Annotated in this window: 25 protein-coding genes; 13 read left to right on the top strand and 12 right to left on the bottom strand. The window is 40.7% G+C overall.

What is annotated here, in order from left to right:
- The first annotated feature begins 87 nt into the window (after nucleotides 1-87).
- The 6 genes from B8983_RS11160 to B8983_RS11185 all read left to right on the top strand — a co-directional run bounded on the left by B8983_RS11160 (nucleotide 88) and on the right by B8983_RS11185 (nucleotide 6385).
- The gene (locus tag B8983_RS11160) at nucleotides 88-411 is read left to right on the top strand and encodes an ATP-binding protein (RefSeq protein ID WP_084284930.1); all 324 of its coding nucleotides are present in this window, start codon (nucleotides 88-90) and stop codon (nucleotides 409-411) included.
- Between the two features lie 318 nt (nucleotides 412-729).
- Nucleotides 730-2628, top strand: coding sequence for a B12-binding domain-containing radical SAM protein (locus tag B8983_RS11165; RefSeq protein WP_084284933.1), 1899 nt, complete (start codon nucleotides 730-732; stop codon nucleotides 2626-2628).
- A gap of 65 nt (nucleotides 2629-2693) precedes the next feature.
- Nucleotides 2694-3347, top strand: a complete 654-nt coding sequence (locus tag B8983_RS11170; protein ID WP_084284936.1) for a response regulator transcription factor — start codon at nucleotides 2694-2696, stop codon at nucleotides 3345-3347.
- Between the two features lie 21 nt (nucleotides 3348-3368).
- A complete protein-coding gene (locus B8983_RS11175) occupies nucleotides 3369-4229 on the top strand; it encodes a pirin family protein (RefSeq protein WP_084284939.1) in 861 nt (286 codons plus the stop codon).
- Nucleotides 4230-4324: 95 nt separating this feature from the next.
- Nucleotides 4325-5407, top strand: coding sequence for a Gfo/Idh/MocA family protein (locus tag B8983_RS11180; RefSeq protein ID WP_084284941.1), 1083 nt, complete (start codon nucleotides 4325-4327; stop codon nucleotides 5405-5407).
- Nucleotides 5408-5410: 3 nt separating this feature from the next.
- Entirely contained in the window at nucleotides 5411-6385 is a 975-nt protein-coding gene (locus tag B8983_RS11185) for a Bug family tripartite tricarboxylate transporter substrate binding protein (RefSeq protein WP_084284943.1), read from the top strand.
- A gap of 53 nt (nucleotides 6386-6438) precedes the next feature.
- On the opposite strand, the gene B8983_RS11190 is transcribed toward B8983_RS11185, so the two are convergent.
- The 6 genes from B8983_RS11190 to B8983_RS11215 all read right to left on the bottom strand — a co-directional run bounded on the left by B8983_RS11190 (nucleotide 6439) and on the right by B8983_RS11215 (nucleotide 15905).
- Nucleotides 6439-8730 carry a xanthine dehydrogenase family protein molybdopterin-binding subunit gene (locus B8983_RS11190; protein ID WP_084284945.1) on the bottom strand — a complete coding sequence of 764 codons (2292 nt, stop codon included), beginning with the start codon at nucleotides 8728-8730 and terminating at the stop codon, nucleotides 6439-6441.
- 10 nt (nucleotides 8731-8740) lie between these two features.
- Nucleotides 8741-9211 carry a (2Fe-2S)-binding protein gene (locus B8983_RS11195; protein WP_084284947.1) on the bottom strand — a complete coding sequence of 157 codons (471 nt, stop codon included), beginning with the start codon at nucleotides 9209-9211 and terminating at the stop codon, nucleotides 8741-8743.
- A gap of 81 nt (nucleotides 9212-9292) precedes the next feature.
- On the bottom strand, nucleotides 9293-11587 hold the full coding sequence (locus B8983_RS11200) for an amidase family protein (RefSeq protein WP_084284949.1): 2295 nt from the start codon (nucleotides 11585-11587) through the stop codon (nucleotides 9293-9295).
- A gap of 111 nt (nucleotides 11588-11698) precedes the next feature.
- On the bottom strand, nucleotides 11699-14032 hold the full coding sequence (locus B8983_RS11205; RefSeq protein ID WP_084284951.1) for a Tex family protein: 2334 nt from the start codon (nucleotides 14030-14032) through the stop codon (nucleotides 11699-11701).
- Nucleotides 14033-14202: 170 nt separating this feature from the next.
- Nucleotides 14203-14898: a molybdate ABC transporter substrate-binding protein gene (locus tag B8983_RS11210; protein ID WP_084284952.1), complete on the bottom strand. Its 696-nt coding sequence runs from the start codon at nucleotides 14896-14898 to the stop codon at nucleotides 14203-14205.
- Between the two features lie 23 nt (nucleotides 14899-14921).
- Complete coding sequence (locus B8983_RS11215; RefSeq protein WP_084284954.1) at nucleotides 14922-15905, bottom strand: tripartite tricarboxylate transporter substrate binding protein; 984 nt, start codon at nucleotides 15903-15905, stop codon at nucleotides 14922-14924.
- Between the two features lie 115 nt (nucleotides 15906-16020).
- Here B8983_RS11215 and B8983_RS11220 point away from each other — a divergent pair, with 115 nt between their 5' ends.
- Both B8983_RS11220 and B8983_RS11225 read left to right on the top strand, forming a co-directional pair.
- On the top strand, nucleotides 16021-16830 hold the full coding sequence (locus tag B8983_RS11220; protein ID WP_084284955.1) for a ferritin-like domain-containing protein: 810 nt from the start codon (nucleotides 16021-16023) through the stop codon (nucleotides 16828-16830).
- Between the two features lie 12 nt (nucleotides 16831-16842).
- Nucleotides 16843-17307, top strand: a complete 465-nt coding sequence (locus tag B8983_RS11225; protein WP_084284957.1) for a MaoC family dehydratase — start codon at nucleotides 16843-16845, stop codon at nucleotides 17305-17307.
- Nucleotides 17308-17326: 19 nt separating this feature from the next.
- Here the strand turns inward: B8983_RS11225 and B8983_RS11230 are convergent, their stop codons facing one another.
- The 4 genes from B8983_RS11230 to B8983_RS11245 are packed head-to-tail and all read right to left on the bottom strand — an operon-like array spanning nucleotide 17327 to nucleotide 19997.
- Nucleotides 17327-18382: a phosphotransferase family protein gene (locus B8983_RS11230; protein WP_084284958.1), complete on the bottom strand. Its 1056-nt coding sequence runs from the start codon at nucleotides 18380-18382 to the stop codon at nucleotides 17327-17329.
- A gap of 8 nt (nucleotides 18383-18390) precedes the next feature.
- Nucleotides 18391-18789 (bottom strand): PaaI family thioesterase, encoded by a 399-nt coding sequence (locus B8983_RS11235; RefSeq protein WP_084284960.1) that lies wholly within the window; start codon nucleotides 18787-18789, stop codon nucleotides 18391-18393.
- A 24-nt stretch (nucleotides 18790-18813) separates the two neighbouring features.
- Entirely contained in the window at nucleotides 18814-19536 is a 723-nt protein-coding gene (locus B8983_RS11240; RefSeq protein WP_159460894.1) for a 2-phosphosulfolactate phosphatase, read from the bottom strand.
- Complete coding sequence (locus B8983_RS11245) at nucleotides 19533-19997, bottom strand: PaaI family thioesterase (protein ID WP_084284964.1); 465 nt, start codon at nucleotides 19995-19997, stop codon at nucleotides 19533-19535. Before B8983_RS11245 ends, B8983_RS11240 begins: the two co-directional genes overlap by 4 nt.
- Nucleotides 19998-20080: 83 nt before the next feature.
- On the opposite strand from B8983_RS11245, the gene queE reads away from it, so the two are divergent.
- From queE to B8983_RS11270, 5 genes are all read left to right on the top strand, one after another.
- A complete protein-coding gene (gene queE, locus B8983_RS11250; RefSeq protein ID WP_084284966.1) occupies nucleotides 20081-20746 on the top strand; it encodes a 7-carboxy-7-deazaguanine synthase in 666 nt (221 codons plus the stop codon).
- A gap of 15 nt (nucleotides 20747-20761) precedes the next feature.
- Complete coding sequence (queD, locus tag B8983_RS11255) at nucleotides 20762-21214, top strand: 6-carboxytetrahydropterin synthase QueD (RefSeq protein ID WP_084284968.1); 453 nt, start codon at nucleotides 20762-20764, stop codon at nucleotides 21212-21214.
- 25 nt (nucleotides 21215-21239) lie between these two features.
- Nucleotides 21240-21677, top strand: coding sequence for a tRNA adenosine(34) deaminase TadA (gene tadA, locus B8983_RS11260; RefSeq protein WP_084284970.1), 438 nt, complete (start codon nucleotides 21240-21242; stop codon nucleotides 21675-21677).
- Nucleotides 21678-21687: 10 nt separating this feature from the next.
- A complete protein-coding gene (locus B8983_RS11265; RefSeq protein ID WP_084284971.1) occupies nucleotides 21688-22671 on the top strand; it encodes an LD-carboxypeptidase in 984 nt (327 codons plus the stop codon).
- Between the two features lie 88 nt (nucleotides 22672-22759).
- A complete protein-coding gene (locus B8983_RS11270) occupies nucleotides 22760-24370 on the top strand; it encodes an ABC-F family ATPase (protein ID WP_084284973.1) in 1611 nt (536 codons plus the stop codon).
- A 53-nt stretch (nucleotides 24371-24423) separates the two neighbouring features.
- Here B8983_RS11270 and B8983_RS11275 read toward each other — a convergent pair whose 3' ends face one another.
- Together B8983_RS11275 and gloA are read right to left on the bottom strand one after the other, a co-directional pair.
- Nucleotides 24424-24627 (bottom strand): DUF1289 domain-containing protein, encoded by a 204-nt coding sequence (locus B8983_RS11275; protein ID WP_084284976.1) that lies wholly within the window; start codon nucleotides 24625-24627, stop codon nucleotides 24424-24426.
- On the bottom strand, nucleotides 24624-25037 hold the full coding sequence (gene gloA / locus B8983_RS11280; RefSeq protein WP_084284979.1) for a lactoylglutathione lyase: 414 nt from the start codon (nucleotides 25035-25037) through the stop codon (nucleotides 24624-24626). Before gloA ends, B8983_RS11275 begins: the two co-directional genes overlap by 4 nt.
- Nucleotides 25038-25081 lie beyond the last annotated feature (44 nt).

Genomic DNA, 25081 nt, shown 5'->3' on the forward strand with positions numbered 1-25081 from the left:
AATAACCGACCAAGAAAAAGGTTAGGATTTAAAACACCCAACGAAGTTTTTATGCAGTCTGTAAAACGTGTTGCACTTCGTACTTGAATCCACGACTTATTAAATAATGCGATTCAATCACTTAAACGCTCAGAGCGTTCAATTGCAAAGCAAATTCAGATATTGCTTCATCATGATGGTAGCAAGGTTTTATTATCTGTAATTGATAATGGTGATGGCATTCCAGATGAGCATCAGAACTCGCTATTTGACTTATTAGATTCCAATAAGTCATCGGGTTTGGGTATTGGACTTTGGCTTTGTAGGCACATTATGACAAAACATCATGCAGAAATAAATTTTGATCATCCAGCCGAAGGTCTCGGAGCTGTTTTTACCTTAAAGATCCCTCTAAAACAGCCTACTAATTAATAAGTTTTTAAGAGCATTTAATAACAAGGACTAGAGAGTAGGGTTTTTCACTGATTTAATTTGATGAAGTGATCATGGAATAGATAAAGATCATATTTCAAGGGTCATCTCGATTTTTGGCGATATGTTTCGGATACTGATGGAATAAGATTGAATGCTAAAATCACCAAATATTGATTTATATAACTTCTGATTAAAGATTCTTGATTTTTTTAACGCCATTTCGTTGTAAATCTCTACTAGGCTCTCTTACAGTGTAATTGACTCATTTGTGCAGTTACACCTTTACTTTATTATTGGATCATTTGATAACTCCCCATGAAAGTCTTAAGCATTATTCCACCGATGACGCAGTTGAATACGCCATATCCTTCAACAGCTTACCTCACTGGTTTTTTAAGATCTCGCAATATTGTGGCTGTTCAAGAGGATCTTGCCTTGGCTTTAGTCCTGAGTTTTTTTAATCCAGTAGGTTTAGATGAAGTAAAAATAAGTGCGCTTGAAGTACCAGAAATATACCGCAGTAGCAGTGTTAACTTTTTTCTTGATTATTTTGATGTTTATCAGACTACGATAACCGCTGTAATAAAATTTTTGCAGGGTAAGGATAGTACTCTCAGCCACCGAATTAACACTCGTGATTTTCTTCCTGAAGGGCCTCGTTTTGCTTCCCTTGATGCCTTTAGTGATGAAGAAACTGGTGACTCCTTAGCTTGGGCCTTTGGTGCACTGGGATCACAGGATAGAGCGCGTCATTTAGCTACTTTGTATCTCAATGATCTTTCTGATGTATTGCGTGATGCAGTTGATAGTCGTTTTGAATTTGTGCGATATGCTGAGTCTCTTGCTGGCAGTCAACCAACATTTACTCCATTAGACGAAGCTTTAAAAGCTGAACCGAATTTAATGGATCGTCACCTCAGCAATCTAACTATCGATGTAATTCGCCTTCATCAGCCAGGTTTAGTCCTGTTGTCAGTTCCATTCCCTGGTGCAATGTATGCAGCACTTCGTATTGCTCAATCGATTAAAAATACTGACCCTTCTATCAAGGTTGCTCTTGGCGGAGGATACATCAATACCGAGTTAAGAGAGATTACAGATTCTCGGATTTTTGATTATGTGGATTTCATTACTTTAGACTCCGGTGAAAGACCCTTACTAGCATTATTAGAGCATTTGAATGGAAAGCGCTCTCGTAGTCGACTAGTACGTACCTTTATTAGAGGTGAGTCTGATAAGGTCGAGTTGATGAATTGGCAAGAACCGGATATCCCATTTGAGGAGGTGGGTACAGCAACATGGGACGGCTTGCCGCTCGACTCCTATTTGTCATTACTGGATATGCTAAATCCAATGCATCGTCTTTGGAGTGATGGCCGATGGAATAAATTAACAGTTGCGCATGGGTGCTACTGGAAAAAATGTAGTTTTTGTGATGTGACCCTAGATTATATTTCTCGTTATGAGACCGCTTCGGCTAGTTTATTAGTTGACCGGATTGAACAAATTATTGCCGAAACTGGTCAGACTGGCTTTCATTTTGTTGATGAAGCAGCTCCACCCAAAATCTTAAAGGCCCTTGCAGAGGAGTTAATTCGACGTAAGGTTGTCATTTCTTGGTGGGGTAATATTCGCTTTGAAAAAACTTTTACACCGGAGTTGGCTCAGTTACTCGCAAAAAGTGGGTGCATTGCCATGTCTGGTGGTCTTGAGGTGGCATCGAATAGATTACTAAATTTAATGAAAAAAGGTGTCTCTGTGAACCAGGTGGCGCAGGTTACCAAGGGGTTTTCAGATGCGGGTATCTTAGTTCATGCTTATCTCATGTATGGCTTTCCTACACAAACAGTCCAAGAAACCGTTGATGCTTTAGAGTATGTTAGACAACTCTTTGAGCATGGCTGTATTCAGAGTGGGTTTTTTCATCGCTTTATTTGTACTGTTCATTCTCCAGTTGGTAAAAATCCAGAAGAGTATGGAGTGGAGCTGGTACCACTTCCTGACATTACGTTTGCTAAAAATGACATTCATTTTATTGACCCTGTTGATGTTGACCATGATCGTTTAGGGCAGGGTCTGAAAAAAGCGATTTATAACTTTATGCATGGGATTGGGCTAGAGGAAGATGTGAGAACATGGTTTGAAAGTTATGACAAAAAAATTCCTAAAACTACAGTTGCCAAAAATCATGTAGCTAATGCATTGTATGATTGAATAAATTGGTAGTTATTTTTAGGTTTAAAAATGTCCATGCAAAGACAATAATTCATTAATTAATCATGACTGGTAATACGCAAATCAATTCAGCTCCGTTCAGCCAAGCGCCTGCCATGAATGGTCATCATGTCTATTTAGTAGAAGACGACGATGCCATGCGTCAAATTTTACATTCCATCCTTAGTTTTTGTGGATACGAAGTTCACGCTTTTCAAAGTGCGCCAGCATTTTTAGAGCAAGACCACATTGAAACTCCTGCAGTTGTTGTAACAGACATGCGTATGCCGGGGATGAGTGGGACAGAGTTGCAGACTGAACTATTGGCAAGAGGTCGAGGTTTACCCGTGATTTTTATTAGTGGAGAAAGTACCGTTGAGCAAAGTATTATTGCCATGAAGCAAGGTGCAATAGAGTTTTTACTAAAGCCATTCCAAAGAGATGATTTAATTAAAGCCGTAGCTCGTGGCATTGAAAAAGATATCATCAATACCAAAGAGCTGATGAATTTAGAGAAATTAGAGCAACGCTTACATTCACTAACGAAGCGAGAAATGGAAATTTATGAGCTGTTACTTAATGCTTATAACAATATTGAGTTACAAGAGATAACAGGTCTCAAAATGAATACCATCAAAGATTATAAAAGTAAGGTGATGCAAAAAATGGACGTTACAACTTTAGCTGAGTTGATCCAACAAAGAAGCAAAACCTTTTAACCATAACTTCAAGATTACAATATGAAAAAATGTATCGGGATACAAGGTAATGATCAAGGTCATTGGGTTGGCGATGGCTTTCCCGTTCGAACACTCTTCTTCTACCAAAACCTTGGTAAACAAATGAGTCCTTTTTTGATGCTTGACTATGCAGGACCTCATCAATTTTCCATGACTACAGAGCGTAAAGGTGTCGGATCGCATCCGCACCGTGGGTTCGAAACGGTGACGATTGTTTATGAAGGAGAAGTTTCTCATAAAGACTCAACTGGGGAGGGTGGTACGATTGGTCCCGGCGAAGTACAGTGGATGACTGCTGGTGCAGGTATTCTCCACGAAGAGTACCACTCTGAGAATTTTGCAAAGAAGGGTGGAAATCTCAGAATGGTGCAACTTTGGGTTAACTTGCCAGCCGAGCAGAAGATGGTGAAGCCTGGTTACCAAGCTATCTTTAATCACCAAATCCCCAACTTTTCATTAGATAATCATCAAGGTAGTGGCAGAGTGATTGCCGGTAGTTATTTTGAACATCATGGTCCTGCTCATACTTTTACTCCCTTAAATGTCATTGACTTCACCTTGAAAAAAGGTACTACTATTACGATTCCCGCCCCAGATGGTTGGAATACTTCTTTAGTGATTATGCATGGTGCAATTCAAGGATCTGATGGCTCCGTAGCTAGGGATGCACAGATGCTGATGTTTAGTGCTGAGGGTCAAGATTTTGTGGTCACAGCCTTAGAGGATACGGTTGCCTTATTACTGAGTGGTGAACCCATTCAGGAGCCTATTGTTGGTTATGGCCCATTTGTAATGAATACGAAAGAAGAAATTGTGCAAGCTGTAGATGATTTCAATAGTGGCAAATTTGGAAAGATTTAATTCAAAGTTTTTGCACCTAGGGAACGATGTTTTAATTCTATTTTGAAGCTTCACTCATGTTAGGATATTGCCTATAACTAAAAAGTGGAGACGACATGCAAGCAAAAAAAGAAATTGGCCTAGCTATTGTAGGTTCAGGAAGAATCGGCACCCTACGTGGCAAATTAGCAAAAATGCATCCATCGGTAAGATTTATTGCCGTATCCGATGCCAACCCTGAAGCAGCAGAAAAATTAGCAAAAACGATTGGCGCTGATTATTGGACAACAGACAACTTAGAAGTCATGTCATTGCCAGAGGTCAATGCGATCGATATTGCAACTAGCGAACATGAACATACGGTGCCCTTATTAGCTGCTCTTGATCGTGGCGTTCCCGTTTTAGTAGAAAAACCAATTGCCTTATTAGAAGAAGATGCAAAGCTAGTCATTGCAAAGGCAGAGGCATTAAACAGTGACTTACATATTGGTTATAGTCGTCGATACAAGAATCGTTATTTGATTGCCAAGGAACAAATTGTGCAAGGTAGGTTAGGGGTGATAACAGGTGCCTGTGCGCGTTTATACAATTCTCGCTCTCAGTGCTTTGCGATGTTAAAACGAAATAAAGGTGCCACCCCTGTAGTGGATGCACTAACCTATTATGTCGATTTAATGGGGTGGTTATTAGCTGATAATCCAGTTGTAGAAGTTTTTGCAAAAGGACAAAAAGGTGTTATTCATGCTGCGGGCTATGATACTGAAGATGTTACTTGGGCCATCTTAACTTGCAAAGATGGGGCAGTGGTTAATTTAGGCGTTAGTTATGCACTGCCAGAAAAGTGGCCTTCCGTCGGGCATTCTGCTCGCGTTGAATTATTAGGAACGCATGGCACGCTATTAATTAATGATGATCATACTGATCAAATCATGCAAACAGACATTGGTTTTCCGCATGTGTATTTGAGTGATCATAAAATCGAAACTGTATTTCTTGAGAGTTCTACACCCGGTGATTGGGCATTAGGCGATTTCTTAGGGCCGATTGCAGATGAAACAAGAGCATGGCTTGATTATCTGTCTACCGGCAAACCATGTAACTTAGCAAAACCCAGAGATGCAATTAGGACTTTAGCAGTTACCTTGGCGATTGAAGAGTCTGCGAGAACAGGCAAAACAGTTTATTTAACACCCAATTAACTCATGAAGACAACCAATAAGATATGGTTTGCGATAGCCATCTTTCTGCTGGGAGCTAGTTCGTCCTGTGTTTTTGCGCAGTACCCAGATCGTCCCATTAAACTCGTTGTAGCTTATCCGCCAGGTGGTGGTACAGATATTATTGCCCGTTTAATTGCCCCAGAGCTTGGCAAGCAATTAGGCCAGTCAATCACCATTGAGAATCGTGGTGGTGCTAGTGGCAATATTGGCACAGACTCGGTAGTCCATTCACCTCCGAATGGATATACCTTGTTGATGGGTAATATTGGCCCGAATGCGATTAATGTCAGTATTTTTAAAAAGTTACCCTATAACCCTGAGAAGGATTTAATGCCGATTGCGCTGGTCGCCATTACACCGAATGTCTTAATTACCTCACCAGAATACCCCATTAAGAATATTGCTGACTTAATCAAATTAGCGAAATCACAGCCAGGTAAGATTAATTTTCCGTCAGCAGGGAATGGCACATCATCGCATTTGTCAGGGGTACTCATGAACTCGATGGCTAATCTTGATATGGTGCATATTCCATACAAAGGAGGGGGACTTGCCATTACAGATTTACTTGGCGGACAAGTACAAGTTTATTTTGCAACGATCCCTGCCGCCATGCCCTTTATTAAGTCTGGTAAGGTCAAAGCAATTGCAGTTACTTCTGAGCAAAGATCGAGTGCTTTATCCGACTTACCAACGATTGCAGAGTCAGGCCTTCCAGGCTATAGCGCCTCGACTTGGTATGGTCTTTACGCTCCGAAAGGAACTCCTCATGAAATTATCGAAACGGTTCATAAAGCCCTCGTTGAGGTCTTAAAAAATCCCAATATAAAAGAACAAATGTTACAAAGAGGTTTCGAAGTTGCCACGACTACACCGGCTCAATTTGCTACATTTATTCATAGCGAAATTGCAAAATGGGCAAAGGTTGTCAAGATTGCTGGCATCGAACCAGAATGAAAAAAGGCCTAACTCACGTTAGGCCTACTAGCTTTCATTTTGTTCCTAAATTCTCAAACCATTAAGGCTTTTTTTACTCTTTCTGGTGCTAAAGGATATTGACGAATTCGAACACCCGTTGCATCAAATACTGCATTGGCAACAGCGGCTGGAATGCTTACCAATCCAGGTTCAGCGACACCACCTGATGCTTTATCAGGACGATTGAGAAGAATCAAATCTACTTTACCTGGAATGTCTTTTATCGTCGCAATGGGATAGGTATTCCAATCAACACTTGTTACCTTGTTTTCATCAAAATGAACTTCCTCATAAAGAGCACGACTGATGCCTTGCATGATTTGTCCTTCAAGCGCAGCTCTGACACCAGCTGGATTAATGATCAGTCCGCAATCCATCGCTATCACAATTTGACGTACCCAAATTCTACCCGTCTTTTTATTCACTTCGACTTCACAGCCAACCGCAGCATAGGACTGATAGCCATTGTATAAAGCGATACCACGACCAACTTGCAAATCTCCAGAACTTTTCTGTTTCGTATTTATTGACCAGTTAAATTTATCCGCTACCGCCTTCAGAACATCTTTTTCTCGAGGCTCTTGGATATGCTTCATTCTAAAATCAACGGGATCAATTTTGGTTGCATGGGCAACTTCATCGATGAAACACTCTTGAGCAAACCGTGTTTGCATTTCTTGAGGAGCTCTCAAATGGGCTGTTCTAAGCGGTGAAGCTTGATTTAAATAAGATGGGACCGTTTCCCACCAATGGACATGATTGGGAAATTTATAACTTTCTTCAGGAATATTAAAATTAAATGCAGTCCATTTTTTATGACCAGTTTGCATACCAACCAGTGTATGCTCAGGACTCTCGGCATTAAATTTCACATCCCAACCATTAAAGCCTTTAGCCTTAAATAACCAAGCGGTAATTTGATTATTCGTATCAACTCCAGCTTTGAGTGACATGATTGCAGCAGGGGCTTTCGGATCCCAAGCAGTTCCTTCCTCCCTAGACCATTGAACTCTCACAGGTTGTCCAAATGCTTTTGATAGTAGTGCCGCTTCATAAGGTGCTTCATCCGCGTCGCTGCGACCATAAGAGCCTGCGCCATGCATCCATTTGGCTTCAACCGTTTGCGGAGTCACCTTTAAAAACTTTGCAATACCTTCACGTTGAAAGTGAGGTTTTTGCGTGTCTGTCCAAATTTGTACTTGATCTTTTTTCACATCCACGACACCACAAGAAGGCGCAAAACGAGCATGAGATTGAAAGGGGGCAAAGTACTCAGCTTCAATGACCTTAGCAGAGGTTTTTAAGGCGGCCAAGGTTGGTTCGGGGTTATATTCTTTTTTACCAAAGAACATCGGCACAGCATTCGTGAAAGTAGGTTTGGCATCTTTGATGTAATTAAATACATTTTTTTCACCACCAGGAAATGGTGGATTGACTTCAGACCATTCAATTTTCAATGCTTTAGCGGCTCTAACTGCATCCCATTCAGTCTTGGCGACTACTGCCACAAAGGTGCCTTCACGAAACACTTTAGCACCTGGAATAGCAGCAATTGATTTTTCATCGATCATGATCGGGGAGGAGCCTGCTACAGGTGGTCGAATGCCTCTAGCATGCAGCAAGTTATCTGGCCTGATATGCGCCGTAAAATGTTCTGAGGCATTCACTACACTCAGAATATCCCTACGACTTTGTGGCTTACCAACTAATTTATATTCGCTCACAGGTTTTGGCTTAGCAAGACCAGTGACGTTCATGTCATTACCAATTCGCTTATTCCAGTCGAGCGAAGTAGTGAAGTTCTTATTGCCAATTAATTGTGCATAGGTGATTTGTTGGGCTGGATTATTCTTATTAAAAACTTTACCAGCAACAACTTCTAACTGTTCTACTGGTGTATTTAGTTCTTTCGAAGCTAGTCCTACTAGAATACGTTTTGCTTCAGCCGAAGCATTCCGAATGGGGATTGCTCCTTGGCGAATACCTGATGAGGCACTACCGCCACCTTGATTCGCTGAAATTCTCGTGTCACCGAAATTTACATGCACTCTGCTTAGAGGCACATCTAATTCTTCAGCGGCAATCATGGCATATGCGACATCTAAACCCTGACCACAATCCATTTTTCCAGAGTTAATCGTTACCAAACCATCTGTGCTAATTTTGATCCATGTATCCAACGCTGATGGATTAGGCCCAAGCACTGTAGGTACTGATTGATTTTGTGCAATGGCGTCAAGGCTTGGTAAAACCCCTGAAACCCCAATGATTAAAGCTGATGAACTTTGTATAAATTCACGGCGAGTTAATTGAATATTTTTCATTGGATCTCCCTTATGCCTTTGCCATTTGATCGCGCGCTTTTTTTACAGCTCTTAAGATGGCTATTTGTGTGCCACAGCGACACTGAACATTCGACAGGCCATTGATAATTTGGTCATCACTTGCTTTAGGATTGTTTTCTAAAAGTGCGATTGATTGCATGATCCAACCATTCGTGCAATAGCCACATTGAGCGGCACCTTCTTCCACAAAAGCAGTTTGCATCGGATGCAATTGACCATTTTTCTCTAAACCATCAAGCGTTCTAATTTTGCTATTCGCTACAGTACTGGTGGGCATTACACAAGATCTTACAGCGTTGCCATTGACGATCACAGTGCAAGAACCACACTGGGCTAAGCCACAACCAAATTTAGGCCCCTTCATTTTTAATTGATCAGTAAGCGTGTAGAGTAAGGGTTGATCTGCAGGGACATCGACGGATTTAATTGCTCCATCAATGTTAAGTTGGTACGTTGGCATATAGTCTCCTTGGAATAGGCTCAACCATACAGGATGATTGAACTGTTTACCATGAGGATTTTCCCCATGGTAAATCATTCATTATTGAAAGTTGGGTGGTGATACTCGGCGACGAGACGCTTTTTCATAAGCTGAGGCAATTTCCAATAAAGTATCTTCTTTACCTGGCTCTGCTCTAAAGACAAGTGAAAATGGCAAGCCAGGATAAGGAATTTCTGTTGGAACATTGACGGACTGACCAATATATTTAGTTTTATCTGCACTCAGTTGAAATTTAGCATCATATGCTTGGCGCACATAACCAGCTGGTACCAAAACTTCAGTCAAGCCCGCATTGGGCCCAAACGTAATTTCATTACGAAGATGATTGATGAGTCCAGGCTCATCTGGCCAGCCAATCTTGGCCGGTGGAAGAGCTGAATGAAGTCGAACAAATACATCTAATTTGTTTTCTAAAAGCACCATCATATCGACCCGTCTTAACAACTCACGCAACATAATTCTTTCGTCGATTCCCTGACGTCCTCCGAGAGGATTTCTCGGATCAGTCGTTTCTTCCCAATTTTTGAAAGCACTCCGCTGATCATCTCCCCAATATTTCGAACGCTCATTGAGTGTTGCCCAGTTATTAAGTTTTTCGGTATACCCTTGATCTTTCCAATCTTGAACACGCCTACTTAAATATTGGCTAATATGAAACCTAAAGCTATTCGCTAAAATTTCATCTTGAACCGTAGCAATAGTTAAATTCTTTGGAATAGGTATTTGTAAATCGGCCAATAGAACTAAATAATCCATCGGGTCTAAATTGCCACTACCAAAAAATTGACCCGGTGCAAACTCTGTTTTTTTAATTGCACTAGCAAACTCTGGAAATACTGGTTCGCCTGAAAGGGTGAGGCGAAAGAGAATATCCGGCATAAAGATTGGTACCAGACGAGCTAAAGACTTTTGAAAATCGATTGTCATTTGCTCGCACTCAGCATCTGGAGTCCAAAGATCATCGCGAGACTCAACTAAAGTTGCACCTAATTGTTTGCCGAGTATCTCCTTAATTTCTTTACTAGCCGCTGCAATAATTGGTTCAACTGCTAAAGTTCCTGGATTAAGCATTGATTCGCGTACTACCCCAATCCGCTTTCCTTTTAATTCATGATTAGTAACTTGTTTTTTAATGAATGGCGAATAAGCATCTAGAACACTAGATCTTGAAACGGTGGTGTAAGGATCTCTCGGATCATAGTAACCATTTTCAGGATCTTTTAAAGCGTCCAAAATCGTGGCACAGTCATCTAACGATTTAGCTAAGATGCCGGTCCTGTCACAATAAATATCAGCACCGATCGCTCCACCATCAAAGCCAAGCATCGCTTTATGCGGCAGAATCAGTGCTACAGAATTATGATTTGATGGACCACGGGTAGACTGCCTCGTCTCTTCACCTAGGCTCGCGGTGACTAAGTTTGCGCTCACGGAAACACCTGATCCAGAGCTTGATCCTAAGGATGCTGATCGGGTCGTGTCGTAAGGATTGGATGGGTTGCCAGCCCAAGTTGAACGCTGATAACCTAATACGGAGGGTAATACTTTGTCTGGAAAATTCTTTCCACCTGGGTCGCCAGCGCGACCGTTATATTCAGTCATGGTGGCTTTGGCATAGATAATTGCCCCTTTTTTCCTGAGCTGGTCCACTAACAGATGATCCTTCGCTGGAAAGTCAATATCGTAGTTAGCATCGCCACCACCAGTAGATCGCATATCCTTGGTATCAAATGCATCTTTAAAGGAGAAGACGACCCCATAAAGTGGTAATTGGTCAAGCGGCGGGTTACTACCGTATTTTTCATCCAGTGCATTAGCTTGCTCAATAGCATCGGGAAAGTGACGAAACATTTCACAGACCGGGGGAGCTCCCGGTGGTAACTTTCCTAAACTTGGATGTAAATCAAAGTCACCTTGACAGGTAACAGAGCGCTCGCCACGAATATTTAGAGTTGCTAAGGTATTTAATTGACCAGCATTTTCTTGACCTACAATCATGCCAAATTGTTGAACTACTTTGTTATCAGAGGCCGTAGGCTCCATTCGACCAAATTCTAGTGGAGGACCTTGATACTCTGCCAGATCTGGGAGCAATGCCGAGGCCGCAAGGGTTTCTAGCGGAAACTGAATAGGACTTCCAGCTCTTATAACTCCAGGTTGTGGAATCAGCTTAGCACCATCCTTGGTAACTAATAGACTAGAGGGACCATTATATTTTTTTGCTCTTTCAATATATTGCTGGACGATTTCAGTACAAGTAACTGTTCCTGCACAAATGGCTGCTTGAATATCCTGAATACTCGCTTCAATAACGCTAAATTGCTTGTGTTCCATATTGTCTCCAGTTAGATTTATTTTTTTAAGTTCTTAACTAAGAGTTTAATACTAAGCAATCATCAACAAACGAATTTGGTGTGCGGAATAGGGCATATTCCGCACCGATGATTATTTATTTTTTAATTTAGCAAAAGCACTTGCCATGGCACTAGGTTGTTGCGAGGATGGCATAATTTTCGGATTCTTCAAATCTTTTTTGTAGTTGCCACTACTGTTTGAACTATTGGCAGAACCAATTTGATTATTTTTAAATTGGACCGACGTGTCACCTAAGCGCATGGTTAAAGCGATACGTTTACGCGCTATATCAACTTCAATGACTTTGACTTTTACAATTTGTCCGGCTTTAACGACACTATGAGGGTCTTTGACAAAACTATTCGATAAAGCTGATACGTGCACTAGTCCATCTTGATGGACACCAATATCGACAAAGGCACCAAAGGCAGCCACATTGGTCACAACCCCTTCCAAAATCATATCAACCTTCAGGTCTTTCATTTCTTGAACTGAATCATCAAACTGTGCCGTTTTGAATTCTGGTCTTGGATCTCGTCCAGGTTTTTCTAATTCAGTCAAAACGTCAATGACCGTTGGCAATCCCCATTGTTCATTCACAAATAACTCAGGAGATAAGGTTTTAATTTCGCTTGATTTTCCTAAGATGGCGGATAGCGGACGATTAATATGACGAATAATTTTTTCAACCAATGGGTAAGCTTCGGGATGAACTGAAGAGGCATCTAAGGGATCAATTCCATTCGGTATTCTTAAAAAGCCAGCCGCTTGTTCAAAAGTTTTATTGCCTAAGCGAGGAACTTGGTGTAACTCACTTCGGCTTTTGAAAGCACCATGTTGATCGCGATATTGAACAATACTCGTGGCTAAATTATTATTTAAACCTGATACTCTCGCTAATAATGGGATCGAAGCTGTATTCACATCAACGCCGACCGCATTTACGCAATCCTCGACCACGGCCTCTAAATTTTTTGCTAGTTTAATTTGTGAGACGTCATGTTGATACTGACCAACCCCAATCGATTTAGGATCGATTTTTACAAGTTCAGCTAAAGGATCTTGTAATCTTCTTGCAATCGATACGGCACCGCGAATAGATACATCTAAATTCGGAAATTCTTTGGCGGCGAGTTCCGATGCAGAATACACTGAAGCACCGGCTTCAGAAACAACTAGCTTACTTAACTTTAAACTAGGGTGGGTTTTAATGGTATCCAGTACCAACTTATCCGTTTCACGGCTTGCAGTGCCATTACCAATCGCAATCAGGGTGACTTGATGAGCTCTGCACAGTTGGTTAATGGTGTGAATGGACCCCTCCCAATCTTTTCTCGGCTCATGGGGGTAAATCGTCGCCGTATCTAATAACTTGCCCGTAGCATCCACCACGGCAATTTTGCAACCAGTTCTAATTCCTGGGTCGATGCCCATCGTAATGTGCTGACCTGCCGGCGCGGCAAGTAATAAATCTTTTAAGTTTTGACCAAAAATTCGAATCGCTTCTTCTTCAGCTCTTTCTTTTAGCTCACCCATGAGATCAAGTTCTAAGTGAATCGAGACTTTTACTTTCCAAGTCCAACGTACGGTATCAGCTAACCATTTATCTGCAGGCAGATCTTGCTTACGAATATTAAATTGACGAGCAATCATTTGTTCGCAAGGATGCACTTCTTGTTTACGCGCTTCATCAAGTTCAAACGGAAGTACTAAGCCGACTTTTAAAATTCCTTCATTTCTTCCCCGGAGTAATGCTAGTGAGCGATGAGAAGGGATTTGTGAATATGACTCAGAAAAATCAAACCAATCTTGATATTTGGCTCCTTCAAGCTCTTTCTCTTTAATTAACTCAGACTTAATTAAGCATTGATCTTTATAAAATTGGCGAAGTTGGCCGATTAATTTGGCATCTTCCGCAAAGCGCTCCATCAGGATTTGACGTGCACCGTCAAGAACCGCCTTAACATCACCAAAGCCTAAATCCTCTCGAATATAGCTTACGGCAGCTTCTTCAGGAATTAACTGCGGATTAGTTAATAAATCGGTTGCTAGGGGCTCGATGCCTGCTTCTTTGGCAATTTGGGCTTTTGTTCTGCGCTTTTGCTTATACGGCAAATAAATATCTTCAAGATCCTGCTTCGTTAAGGCATGCTCCACCTGAACTTTTAACTCATCAGTTAGCTTGCCTTGTTCTTGAATACTATTGAGTACCGTAGCACGGCGATCTTCAAGCTCTCGAAGATAGGTAAGTCTTTCTAGTAACTGGCGTAATTGTGTGTCATCTAATCCCCCAGTGATTTCTTTACGATATCTTGCAATAAAAGGCACTGTGGCACCGTCATTTAATAATTCAATGGTGGCAATCACTTGGGCAGGGCGCACAGCTAATTCGGTAGCAAGACGTTGTTCGATTGGAGGCAGCATTATATGATTTTCTAAAAAAAAGTTATTTTACACAAATCAACGTCTTCAAATTCTTCATGGGTAAATAGAAAATAAAGTATTTTTCGCTTTCAAACCATCAAATGGTGAAAGCTAAAAAACAGAAATCACCACGAATGGTGATCCCTATTGATCAAAGAGATTGGCTGATATTAAAATTCAAAACCAATTTTTTTTCGGATTTCAGCGGAGCCAGAACCCGTCAAAATATTTGCCAGTTGTTTGGCAAGTTCAGGGTTTTTTGCATTCGTACAAATACCAAGTGTGTAATCTGTTGCGAGTTCAAACTCTTTGGGTAATAAACCGATTAATTCGCAACCCGGCGTAATGTTGATTTCAGTAACCTGTGTGCTACCAATGAGATCCTCTTCATCACAGGCAGCCATCGCCGCCATTGCAACAGCGCCATTTGGATAAGTTCTAAACTTATCGCTATGTGTTTTATCTAGACCAAGCGCTTTCAACACACTCATTACGTGAATACCAGCAGTTGCCTTTTCAGGATCTGGAAAGTAAATACCCTTTGCTGATAATAAAGTTTCCAATAATTCCTCACGCGTTGAAATCGCGGGAGCGGATTTACCTGATTTAATGGCCACGCCTGTTTTTACTAATCCTAAAGATTGCTCAGAGCCTGCAATAACATGACCGGAGGCAATCAGTAGATCGATTAATTGTTTAGTTAAAATGATGAGGTCACAGGCTCCACCTCCTATTAGTTGATCACGCATTTGACCAACGGCATTAAAAGTTGCATTAATTGAGCAAGAGGTATTTTTTTCAAAGTCAGCTTGTACTCCTCTGACAACTCCTGCAGCGGCACCACCACTTAAGATTACTAATTCCACGTTACAGATCCTTTAAAGATGAATTAATCAGGTTTAATTTGGGCAGATTTAACAATCGCAGCCCATTTTTGAATATCAGCCTCCAAATATTTATTAAAATCAGAGGGGGACATTAAAAGAGGAGCAGCACCTTGCTTAGCCCAGGCGTCACGAACTTCTTGAGAAGAAATGATTTTTCGAATCGCTGTATTTAATAGGTTAACAATTTCAACGGGCGTACCTTTTGGCGCCATAATACCTAACCAAATCGTGGTTTCAAATTTCGGCACTCCATCTTCAGCGACAGTTGGAATATTCGGGGTAATATTGGATCTAGTTTTGCCAGAAGTTGCCAACGCCCTTACTTTGTTTTCTTTAACAAACTCATTCATCGTCGTCACAGCGTCAAACATCATATCTACTTGACCGCCAATTACGTCGGTTCTTGCTCCTGAACTTCCTTTGTAAGGAATGTGCGTAATATTGACACCAGCAAGGGCATTAAAGAGTTCCCCAGCCATGTGATATGGGGTGCCATTACCAGAAGACGCAAAGTTTAATTTACCTGGCTTAGCCTTGGCTAATGCGATTAACTCAGGTACGTTTTTTACAGGAACACTAGGATTAACAACTAAAATCAAATCGGAGAAGTTAATCGGCGCAACACCAACAAAATCCTTCATTAAAGTAAAAGGCTTATTGGGAATCAAGGATTCATTGACAGTTTGCGTATTAGACATCATGAGCAATGTATAACCATCGCTCGGGGACTTCGCTGCGAAGTCAGTACCAATAATTGACCCAGCGCCAGGTCGATCTTCGACAATAAATGATTGCTTCAGTTCATCTTGAAGTCTTTGTGCCATAAACCTCGCATAATTATCAGCCGGTCCACCAGCAGCAAATGGTACGATGATTTTTACGGGTTTGGTTGGGTAACTTTGAGCCGAGCTGTTCCAACTAACAACAATACATGCAAATACTTGTAGACTTACTAAAGTCCGCAAAAGTTTTCGAAGTTGATTCATATTTGTCCCTAATTGAATTATGTGTTCGGATATAACTTATAGTTTTTACATTTTAAATTGCTTTTACATTCTAAGTGTTAAAGTAACGCATCAAAAATTGAGTTATCTTGGAATCATGGAAACATCCCTTCGCCAATTAGCTTTAAATCATCTAGCTATTTCCTCACCAACTGAAAAGGTTCTTGCAGTTTTTCAGTTATTTGATGATTTCATGGTCAGCCCTAAGCTTGATGTTAGTGAGATTTTTAGCATATCCAGCCTGGAAATCCCTGGCAAACCCATCAAGCCTGATCTGGTACCTCCTTTGGCCGTGAAAAGAAGAGCAATGCATACGATTGAAGGGCGGGCTATCGCGATTCATGCTTTAGCTCATATTGAATTTAATGCCATTAACCTAGCTTTAGATGCTATTTGGCGGTTTTCTGATATGCCACGCACTTATTATCGAGACTGGCTCACCGTCGCCAAAGAGGAAGCCTATCATTTTTCATTACTAAACAATCACTTGCATTCACTAGGTTACGAATATGGTGATTTTCCAGCCCATAATAGTTTGTGGGAAATGGTTGAAAAAACAAAAGATGATGTACTAGCGAGAATGGCGCTAGTTCCAAGAACAATGGAGGCGCGTGGTCTTGATGCGGTGCCCGTTGTGAAAGATCGCTTTATTCAAGTAAAAGACATAGAGATGGTAAAAATATTAGAAATCATCCTAGCAGACGAAATTGGACATGTTGAAATTGGTAATCGATGGTTTAATTACTTATGTGACTTACGTGCCCTAAACCCAATTGATGTTTTTCAACAGCTTTGTTTGCAATATAAAGCACCCACCTTAAAAGGACCCTTTAATATTCCAGCTAGATTACTTGCCGGATTTACAGAAACCGAATTAAAGGTTTTACAAAATCAAGCTATTTCCTAAAGGAGCAATTGGATGCTAGTTACTCGGTTCAAAGACGTCTCAGAGTTAAAAGAGTCAATTGGTCGTGAAGTTGGTGTGAGCGATTGGTTGCAAATTGATCAAGATCGTATCGATCAATTTGCCAAGGCTACCGATGATTTTCAGTGGATTCATACTGATCCAGTAAGAGCTGCGAAAGAGTCACCCTTTGGCAAGACGATTGCGCATGGATTTTTATCGCTTTCCTTAATTCCGCATTTCATGTATTCCTGTTTGTTTTTTGAGCACTCTCAATTAACAGTGAACTATGGTTTAAATAAACTTCGATTTACTTCTCCAGTATTGGTTGGTAGCAAATTACGTGCGATTTTCAAAACGATCCAAGTCACCGATATCAATCAAGGAGTGCAGATTGAGTGGCTGGTCACCTTAGAAATAGAAGGGCAGGAAAAACCCGCACTTGTAGGGAGTTTTTTGATTATTGTGTATCACGCATGAGATGCATTGCCGAAGATACCTACTGAGGTAAAGACAAAACTTGTTGCCAAGCAAGTATCGCAATAGGTTTTGCTTTGCTACCTGCCTCAAGAGCCTTTTCACTAGCAGCATTTCCTTGTAGGGCTCGGAAAAGAACGCCTTGCAAAATGGCCGCCATTCTGAACATGTTGAAAATAATGTAAAACTCCCAGTCTTTTTCATTTTCTAAATGCTGGTTTGTGGTTGCCAAATATTCTTTTAAGTAGCTAGATTCAATAGGAATCCCTAAATCTTCAAATGCGCTTCCAGCAAGACCACGAAATAAGTCAGGAGCAAAACGCCAATTCATCATGTGATAAGCGAAATCTGACAGTGGATGTCCAAGGGTTGATAGTTCCCAATCGAGTAAAGCTAAGACCTTTGGCTCTGTTGGGTGAAAAATCATATTATCTAAACGAAAATCGCCATGTACTAGACGTGTATCGTCGTAATTAGGGATATTTTTAGGTAACCATTCAATCAGATGATCCATCTCTGGAATGGCTTCCGTTGCAGAAGATTGATACTGCTTGGTCCAACGAGCAATTTGACGGCCAATATAGCCTCCCGCTTTGCCGTAATCACTTAAACCAATTGCAACTGGATCTAAAGCATGTAACTTCGCAATTGTGTGGTTCATTTCTTTGAAAATCGCAGTTCTCTCAGAAGCTTGCAAACCTGGTAAACGTGGATCCCAAAAAATACGACCTTCGACAAAATCCATTAAATAAAACTCGGCGCCAATCACGGAGGTATCTGTGCAGTAAGCTAAGGGCTTTGCAACCGGAAAACCGACATTATCTAGCGCTTTAATCACCTTAAACTCTCGATCAATTGCATGCGCACTAAGTAATAAATTGCCTTCAGGCTTTTTTCGCAAAACAATTTTTCTTGTGCCAAGTTTAATCAAGAATGTTGGATTTGATTGACCACCTTCAAACTGATTCACCTCAATTGAACTAACCTCACCAACCCCTTCAATATGCAAGATCATCCAATCAAGCAATTGCTTTTGGTTTAAGCTAAAAGGGGCTGTGGAGCTTTGGGGATTTGTCATTGCAAAATTTAAAGTGGCTTTGCTTCAATTAAACGAAAAGTACCCATTGATTTAGCCAAAATATCGCCAGACTCATCATAGGCTGTTGCCTCACAAAATTGAATTGCTTTACCTGTTTTTAATACTTTACCTTGCGCTTTCACTTTGCCTTTGGCAGCCTTCATGAAGCTTGTTGACATATCAATGGTCATCGCAGCGCCATCATGATTCATTTTCACTTTAGCCGCCATCGCCATCGTAAAGTCAAGCAAGGTCATCATCACGCCGCCGTGAGATACCCCGAAGGAGTTTGTTTGCCAAGGTTCAATTTGAATGGTTACTTCAACCAAATCCTCTGAAATTTTCTCAGCTTCAAAGCCCATTTTTTCGATAAAAGGAATTTCAATTCCAAAGTATTTTTTTGTCATAGTTAATTTTAATTAGTTGTGTAGTTAAATTCTAATCACTCCATCAGGATGAAGCATTGGAATAATATTGTATAGATTTTGTTGGGCAGCAAACCTAGTTTCATGATCCCAAGCACGTTCAATCATCATTTTGCCAACTCTTGCATCCGATAAAATTTGCAGAGCATTCCCGCTAACATAAACTTGTTTTGCAGCAATCGCACTATCCGTGAAGTGAATATCTGGTCCGCTTTGAGTTTGCATTAATGCTTGAATAAAAGCCCCAGCGCCATAAAAATCCTCTAAATTGAAACGGTTATTAGAACCAGAGCAGACCATTAAAATGGTTTGTTCAGAATGCAGGTCAATCAGTCTATCAACAATCGCTCTCGTATTTAATAAGCTTCCTACATAAACATTTTTTGCAAGCTTAGTATCATTGAGGGCTACAGTCCCATTAGTAGTGCAATAGACTAAATGTCGATTAGCAATCTCGGCATTACTAAGCGCTATTGGTGTCGGTTGAATAAACCCCTCAAGAGTATCCGCATTAATCTCTCCTGAATATAGGTGGTTTTTAAACTTCGTTTGTTTTTTTAGTTCTAATGCTTCCGTAACATTACGCACCGGGACTACTGATAAACATTGATTGGCAAAAGCAGTAACGATGGAACTGGTAGCAAAAAGAATATCCAGCACAACCACAATCTTATCTTGAAGAAGAGCGGGATTAATTTCTGCCTTAGTAGTTAAAACGTGTACTTTCAAGATTTACCCACATCTCTTAAATTTTTCAAAGCGGTGAATACACCATTCGATTTCAAGATTAATCGTTTTCCTACCCACAAGTTACATTGGGCAAAGCTCATTCTAGAACCGGCTTTGGTCAGAATGAATTCAGAATGAACCCAATCCCCAGGTTTTGGACTAGACACAAAATCGGAATCAAGATGAACCGTTACCAAATTTTGATGTGGTGTTGTACAACGAGATAAGTTGTATCCTAATACTGAGTCAGCCATTGAAATCAGCATACCGCCGTGAGCAGACCCCCAAATATTGGTATGCTTATCGTCAATGGGCACACCGAAAACTCTTTCAGAAAAGCCATTTGGATGCTCAACTTGTTTGAAATACCATGGGCCGAGCATGGTCAAAAATTTTTCAGACTCAGGTAATAACTCATGAGACTGAAATTCTTCAGGAATTAAACTTTGGATTTTAGTCATTATTAGATTGTATTCAATCTTTCTGATTATTAAAAAACATTAATAATTTCTTCATATAGAGCGAACTTGATTAAAATGTCGCTATGTATACAATTAAAGAATTTTTTTCAACTTTGCAAGGCGAGGGCACTCATGCCGGCAGAGTAGCAGTTTTTTGCCGATTTACTGGATGTAATTTATGGTCCGGGCGGGAAGTTGATCGTGAAAATGCACAATGTCGCTTCTGTGATACGGACTTTGTTGGCACGGATGGTAATTTAGGCGGTAAATATCAAACCGCTGCCGAGTTAGCCGACATCATTGAGAAAGAGTGGCTCAGCATGAATCCCTCAGAATCTCATCGCTATGTTGTTTTTACGGGTGGTGAACCGCTTCTCCAACTGGATCAAGATTTAATTTCGGCACTTCACCAGAAATCTTTTGAAATAGGTGTTGAGACTAACGGAACCATCAAACCACCAAATGGGATTGATTGGTTATGCGTAAGTCCAAAAGACGGAACTGAACTGCTTTGTCTTGTGGCAGATGAAATTAAGTATGTCGTTCCGCAATTTCATGGCGAAATTGATAAAAAAGCAATTATTCAGCGATTAAAGCGTTTTGAGAATATGAATTTCAAGAATTTTTATCTTCAACCAATGGACGGTCCTCATCGTGATCTCCATTTAGAGTTTGCCATCGCCATTTGTAAAGAACGCCCAAAGTGGCGCCTGAGTATTCAGCAACACAAATATATTAACTTGCCTTAACCTCTGAAAGTTGGAATGAAATTTTTTGAAATCACTCGTCATTTGGAGTTTGATGCTGGCCACAGAATCCCCAATCATCAGGGCCAATGTCGTCATTTACATGGCCATCGTTATCAAATTGAGGTAACTTTAAAAGGTGAACTTTCAGAAGTTACCGGCTCCTCCAATGAAGGTATGATCATGGATTTTGGGGATATTAAACGGATTATGCAAGAGACCATCATCGAACCATGGGATCACTCTTTTTTTGTTGCGAAGTCCGATGTCGTGATGGTGGATTTTCTAAATACAATTCCTGGTCACAAAACAACCGTCATTGATCACATTCCAACTGCTGAAAATTTAGCTAAATTCGCTTTTGAATTATTAGCTCCAAAGTTAAATAGCCAATTTGATGGAAAAATTAAGCTTCAGCGACTGCGTCTTTATGAAACCCCCAACTGTTGGGCAGATGTGATTGAAGAGTGATTTTTCTCCCCCTCATGAGCATTGGATGCGCTTGGCCATCCATCAAGCGAATTTAGCAGCTCAAAAGAATGAAATCCCTGTTGGTGCTGTGATTGTTCACCAAAATGAATTGGTCGCAGAGGCTCATAATCAACCGATTTCGGATTCTGACCCATCGTCTCATGCAGAAATGAATGTACTTCGTTTAGCAGGGAAAAAACTATCGAACTATCGATTACCAGGCTTGGACTTATACGTCACCTTAGAACCATGCCTTATGTGTGCTGGCGCTATTATGAATGCTCGAATTTCTAGAGTATTTTTTGGCGCCTTTGATCCCAAAACAGGGGTTGCGGGTTCGGTATTAAATGTGTTTAATGAGAATAAGCTCAACCATCATGCCAAGATAGAGGGTGGTATCTTAGGTGAAGAATGTGCCCATCTGCTTAAAGATTTTTTTAGAATGAAACGATCAACCAGTTGAATATTTGTCGATGAAATCCTTAAATTCCAAACAATCAATGGTTTCCTCACCATTCCCAAAGACGATTTATTGTTTTTCACCATCCGGTAGATTAATGAATCTGGAGATGGCGGAAAAGGGCGTTGATTTTTTAAAGCAGCAGGGGTTTACCGTTTTAAATACAACTATTTTTTTAAGGGAATTTGAACGTTTTGCAGGTTCTGACCTCGAGCGGGCCACTGAAATCAATTCGCTCTATAGCCAAGTTGAACGATATGGTCCAATGATTGCTTTAGCCACGCGTGGTGGGTTTGGCTTAAATCGCATCATGCACTTAATTGATTGGGAACAACTAGGTCAAGCCGTAAAAAATGGGCTCCGAATTGTTGGCCATAGTGATATTACGGCACTTCAGCTAGGTTTATTAAGTGCAACTGGTGAAACTAGCTTTGCTGGACCGATGTTAAGTTATGATTTCGGCGGACTTGAAAATGACTCAAAGGATTTCACATACAGTCATTTTGTAGAGGCGGTTATCCATCAAACTTTTGATATACAAGTAGTCAGTTCGCAGGACTTTGTTACATCCTCAGTAGACATCAAGCAAGCAGTCATCTGGGGAGGAAATCTTTCTTTAGTCCAAAACTTGGTTGGCACACCATACTTCCCCAAAAATATTCAACAAGGTATCCTTTTTCTCGAAGATATCAACGAGCATCCTTATCGAATCGAAAGAATGCTATGGCAGTTATTGGATGCTGGTATTTTAGGTTCCCAACAGGCGATCCTGTTAGGTGATTTTTCTGAGTATCGTTTAACCGATTTAGATCAGGGCTATAGCCTGAAGACAGTAGTAGGACAAATTCAAAAGGAACTCCAAAGAAGGGGATGTAACACGTTGATGTTAATGGATTTACCCTTTGGACATATACCTAAAAAGATCACCATTGAAGTCGGCAGCGAAGTTAATCTGCAGGCAGACGCAAATGGATATCGCATTAGCAAATCTAGTTAACCTTTGATTCTTCGGTCAAAAAAATGTAAAATATTGCTTCTCTAAAGCTATATTTGGCTTAATCATTTCGTTCATACGGGTATTTCACGTGCTATCAACATCAAACATTACCATGCAGTTCGGCGCAAAGCCGCTTTTTGAAAATATTACCGTCAAATTTGGTAATGGCAATCGCTATGGCTTAATCGGCGCGAATGGTTGCGGAAAGTCCACTTTTATGAAAATTTTAGGTGGTGAACTTGAGCCTAGCTCTGGTCATGTTATGTTGGAACCGAATATTCGCTTAGGTAAGTTAAGACAGGATCAATTTGCATATGAAGATATGCGCGTTTTAGATGTGGTCATGATGGGTCACAATGAAATGTGGCAAGCAGCGCAAGAGCGTGATGCAATTTACGCTAATTTGGAAGCTACTGAAGATGACTATATGCACGCTGCAGAACTCGAAGCAAAGTTTGCAGAGTACGGTGGCTATACAGCAGAAGCGAAAGCAGGGGAATTGTTATTAGGTGTTGGGATTTCGATTGATCAACATCAAGGACTCATGAGCGCCATCTCACCAGGTTGGAAGTTGCGTGTATTACTTGCTCAAGCGCTGTTCTCAGACCCAGATGTATTGCTCCTAGATGAGCCTACCAACAACTTAGATATTCACACGATCAATTGGTTAGAGGACATCCTCAACGAAAGAAACTGCACGATGGTGATTATTTCTCACGATCGGCATTTTTTAAACTCTGTCTGCACTCACATGGCGGATATGGATTTCGGTACATTACGTGTATATCCCGGTAATTATGATGATTACATGTTAGCTTCTGCTCAAGCACGTGCTCAGCAGATGTCTGATAATGCCAAAGCAAAAGAGAAGATTGCTGAACTGCAAGATTTCGTTCGTAGATTCTCAGCAAATAAATCAAAAGCCAGACAAGCAACTTCCCGTCAAAAACAAATGGAGAAAATCGAAGTGGCTGACATTAAGCCATCTTCACGTCAAAATCCTTATATTCGTTTTGAAGTTGAAAAAGTTTTACACAATATTGCTGTTGAATGTACTGAAATTACCAAAACTTATGATCGAGCAATTTTCAAGAATTTTAATTTATCGATTCAACCCGGTGAGAGAGTCGCGATTATTGGCCAAAACGGTGCTGGTAAAACAACTTTACTCAATAGTATTCTGAATGAGCGCTTTAACGGTATCAATGTTGATCACGGTAAAGTAAAGTGGGCTGAAAATGCCAATGTAGGTGTGATGCCACAAGATACGAGTGAATGCTTTCCTAAAGACACGAATTTATCTGACTGGATGGGTGAGTGGGCAAAAGCAGGGGATGATGATCAAATTATTCGTAGTACTTTAGGTCGTTTGCTATTTTCAGGTCCAGATATTACCAAGTCCGTAAAGGTTCTTTCTGGTGGAGAAAAAGGCAGAATGATTTGGGGTAAGTTGATGCTTGGCAAACACAATGTTTTAGCACTTGATGAGCCAACCAATCATATGGATATGGAGTCTATTGAAAGTTTACAAATCTCTCTTGAAAAATTCACTGGTACATTGGTTTTTGTATCCCACGATCGTGAGTTTGTATCTGGACTAGCTAACCGTATTTTAGAGGTTGGAATGGATGGTCAAATCACTGACTTTTCAGGAAGTTATGAAGATTATTTAAGTACAAAAGAGGCTGCAAAAGTTTAATTGATTCCCCAAGAAGACCCTTGGGGATTGTTTTGCAATTGTTTCACAACAGCTTAGATTGAATCCTTAAAACGCATTGCTGTGCCTTCAGCGGTGATCCGTTCCCATACTTTTTTCTTCTCAGTCGCGTCCATTGCCACCCAATTAGAGACTTCTAAAATAGTCCGGCCACAGCCCCGACAGACATCATCAAATAGAGTAGAGCAGATACCAATGCAAGGTGAGTCGACTGTATCATCTTTTAAATAAATGTTCATGAATTGGTGTCCGAACTGTGAGTTCCTAATTGGATGAGCTCAATTTTATATCCATCTGGATCTTCGACAAAGGCAATCAAGGTATTGCCCCCCATCACAGGCCCAGCTTCACGGGTAACCTTGCCGCCATGTAATTTGATGGTTTCACAGGTCTTGTAGACATCTTCAACGCCAAGTGCGATATGCCCGTAATATCCGCCATGCTCGTAATGCTCTATGCCATAGTTGTAGGTCAACTCAATCTCAGCCTGGCCGGATTTATTTCCTTCTTCAAAACCAAGGAATGCCAAGCTATATTTTTGACTGGGTCGATCAGTTGTTCTTAATAGACTCATCCCAAGCACCTTGGTGTAGAAGGTGATGGATGCCTCTAAATTCGTTACTCTTAACATCGTGTGCAGCATTTTCATTTAGATCATTCCTAATTACATATCTTGTTTAACATAATAAATAT

Source organism: Polynucleobacter kasalickyi (assembly GCF_900176405.1).
In the GTDB taxonomy this organism is placed as follows: Bacteria; Pseudomonadota; Gammaproteobacteria; order Burkholderiales; family Burkholderiaceae; genus Polynucleobacter; species Polynucleobacter kasalickyi.

Coding starts and splice junctions, on each gene's coding strand:
- B8983_RS11175 (WP_084284939.1), top strand. CDS start 3,369: ATGAAAAAATGTATCGGGATACAAGGTAATGATCAAGGTCATTGGGTT.
- B8983_RS11165 (WP_084284933.1), top strand. CDS start 730: ATGAAAGTCTTAAGCATTATTCCACCGATGACGCAGTTGAATACGCCA.
- B8983_RS11215 (WP_084284954.1), bottom strand. CDS start 15,905: ATGAATCAACTTCGAAAACTTTTGCGGACTTTAGTAAGTCTACAAGTA.
- queD (WP_084284968.1), top strand. CDS start 20,762: ATGAAATTTTTTGAAATCACTCGTCATTTGGAGTTTGATGCTGGCCAC.
- B8983_RS11185 (WP_084284943.1), top strand. CDS start 5,411: ATGAAGACAACCAATAAGATATGGTTTGCGATAGCCATCTTTCTGCTG.
- B8983_RS11245 (WP_084284964.1), bottom strand. CDS start 19,997: ATGACTAAAATCCAAAGTTTAATTCCTGAAGAATTTCAGTCTCATGAG.
- B8983_RS11205 (WP_084284951.1), bottom strand. CDS start 14,032: ATGCTGCCTCCAATCGAACAACGTCTTGCTACCGAATTAGCTGTGCGC.
- gloA (WP_084284979.1), bottom strand. CDS start 25,037: ATGAAAATGCTGCACACGATGTTAAGAGTAACGAATTTAGAGGCATCC.
- B8983_RS11170 (WP_084284936.1), top strand. CDS start 2,694: ATGACTGGTAATACGCAAATCAATTCAGCTCCGTTCAGCCAAGCGCCT.
- B8983_RS11180 (WP_084284941.1), top strand. CDS start 4,325: ATGCAAGCAAAAAAAGAAATTGGCCTAGCTATTGTAGGTTCAGGAAGA.
- B8983_RS11275 (WP_084284976.1), bottom strand. CDS start 24,627: ATGAACATTTATTTAAAAGATGATACAGTCGACTCACCTTGCATTGGT.
- B8983_RS11195 (WP_084284947.1), bottom strand. CDS start 9,211: ATGCCAACGTACCAACTTAACATTGATGGAGCAATTAAATCCGTCGAT.
- tadA (WP_084284970.1), top strand. CDS start 21,240: ATGCGCTTGGCCATCCATCAAGCGAATTTAGCAGCTCAAAAGAATGAA.
- B8983_RS11190 (WP_084284945.1), bottom strand. CDS start 8,730: ATGAAAAATATTCAATTAACTCGCCGTGAATTTATACAAAGTTCATCA.
- B8983_RS11230 (WP_084284958.1), bottom strand. CDS start 18,382: ATGACAAATCCCCAAAGCTCCACAGCCCCTTTTAGCTTAAACCAAAAG.
- B8983_RS11265 (WP_084284971.1), top strand. CDS start 21,688: ATGAAATCCTTAAATTCCAAACAATCAATGGTTTCCTCACCATTCCCA.
- queE (WP_084284966.1), top strand. CDS start 20,081: ATGTATACAATTAAAGAATTTTTTTCAACTTTGCAAGGCGAGGGCACT.
- B8983_RS11200 (WP_084284949.1), bottom strand. CDS start 11,587: ATGGAACACAAGCAATTTAGCGTTATTGAAGCGAGTATTCAGGATATT.
- B8983_RS11235 (WP_084284960.1), bottom strand. CDS start 18,789: ATGACAAAAAAATACTTTGGAATTGAAATTCCTTTTATCGAAAAAATG.
- B8983_RS11225 (WP_084284957.1), top strand. CDS start 16,843: ATGCTAGTTACTCGGTTCAAAGACGTCTCAGAGTTAAAAGAGTCAATT.
- B8983_RS11220 (WP_084284955.1), top strand. CDS start 16,021: ATGGAAACATCCCTTCGCCAATTAGCTTTAAATCATCTAGCTATTTCC.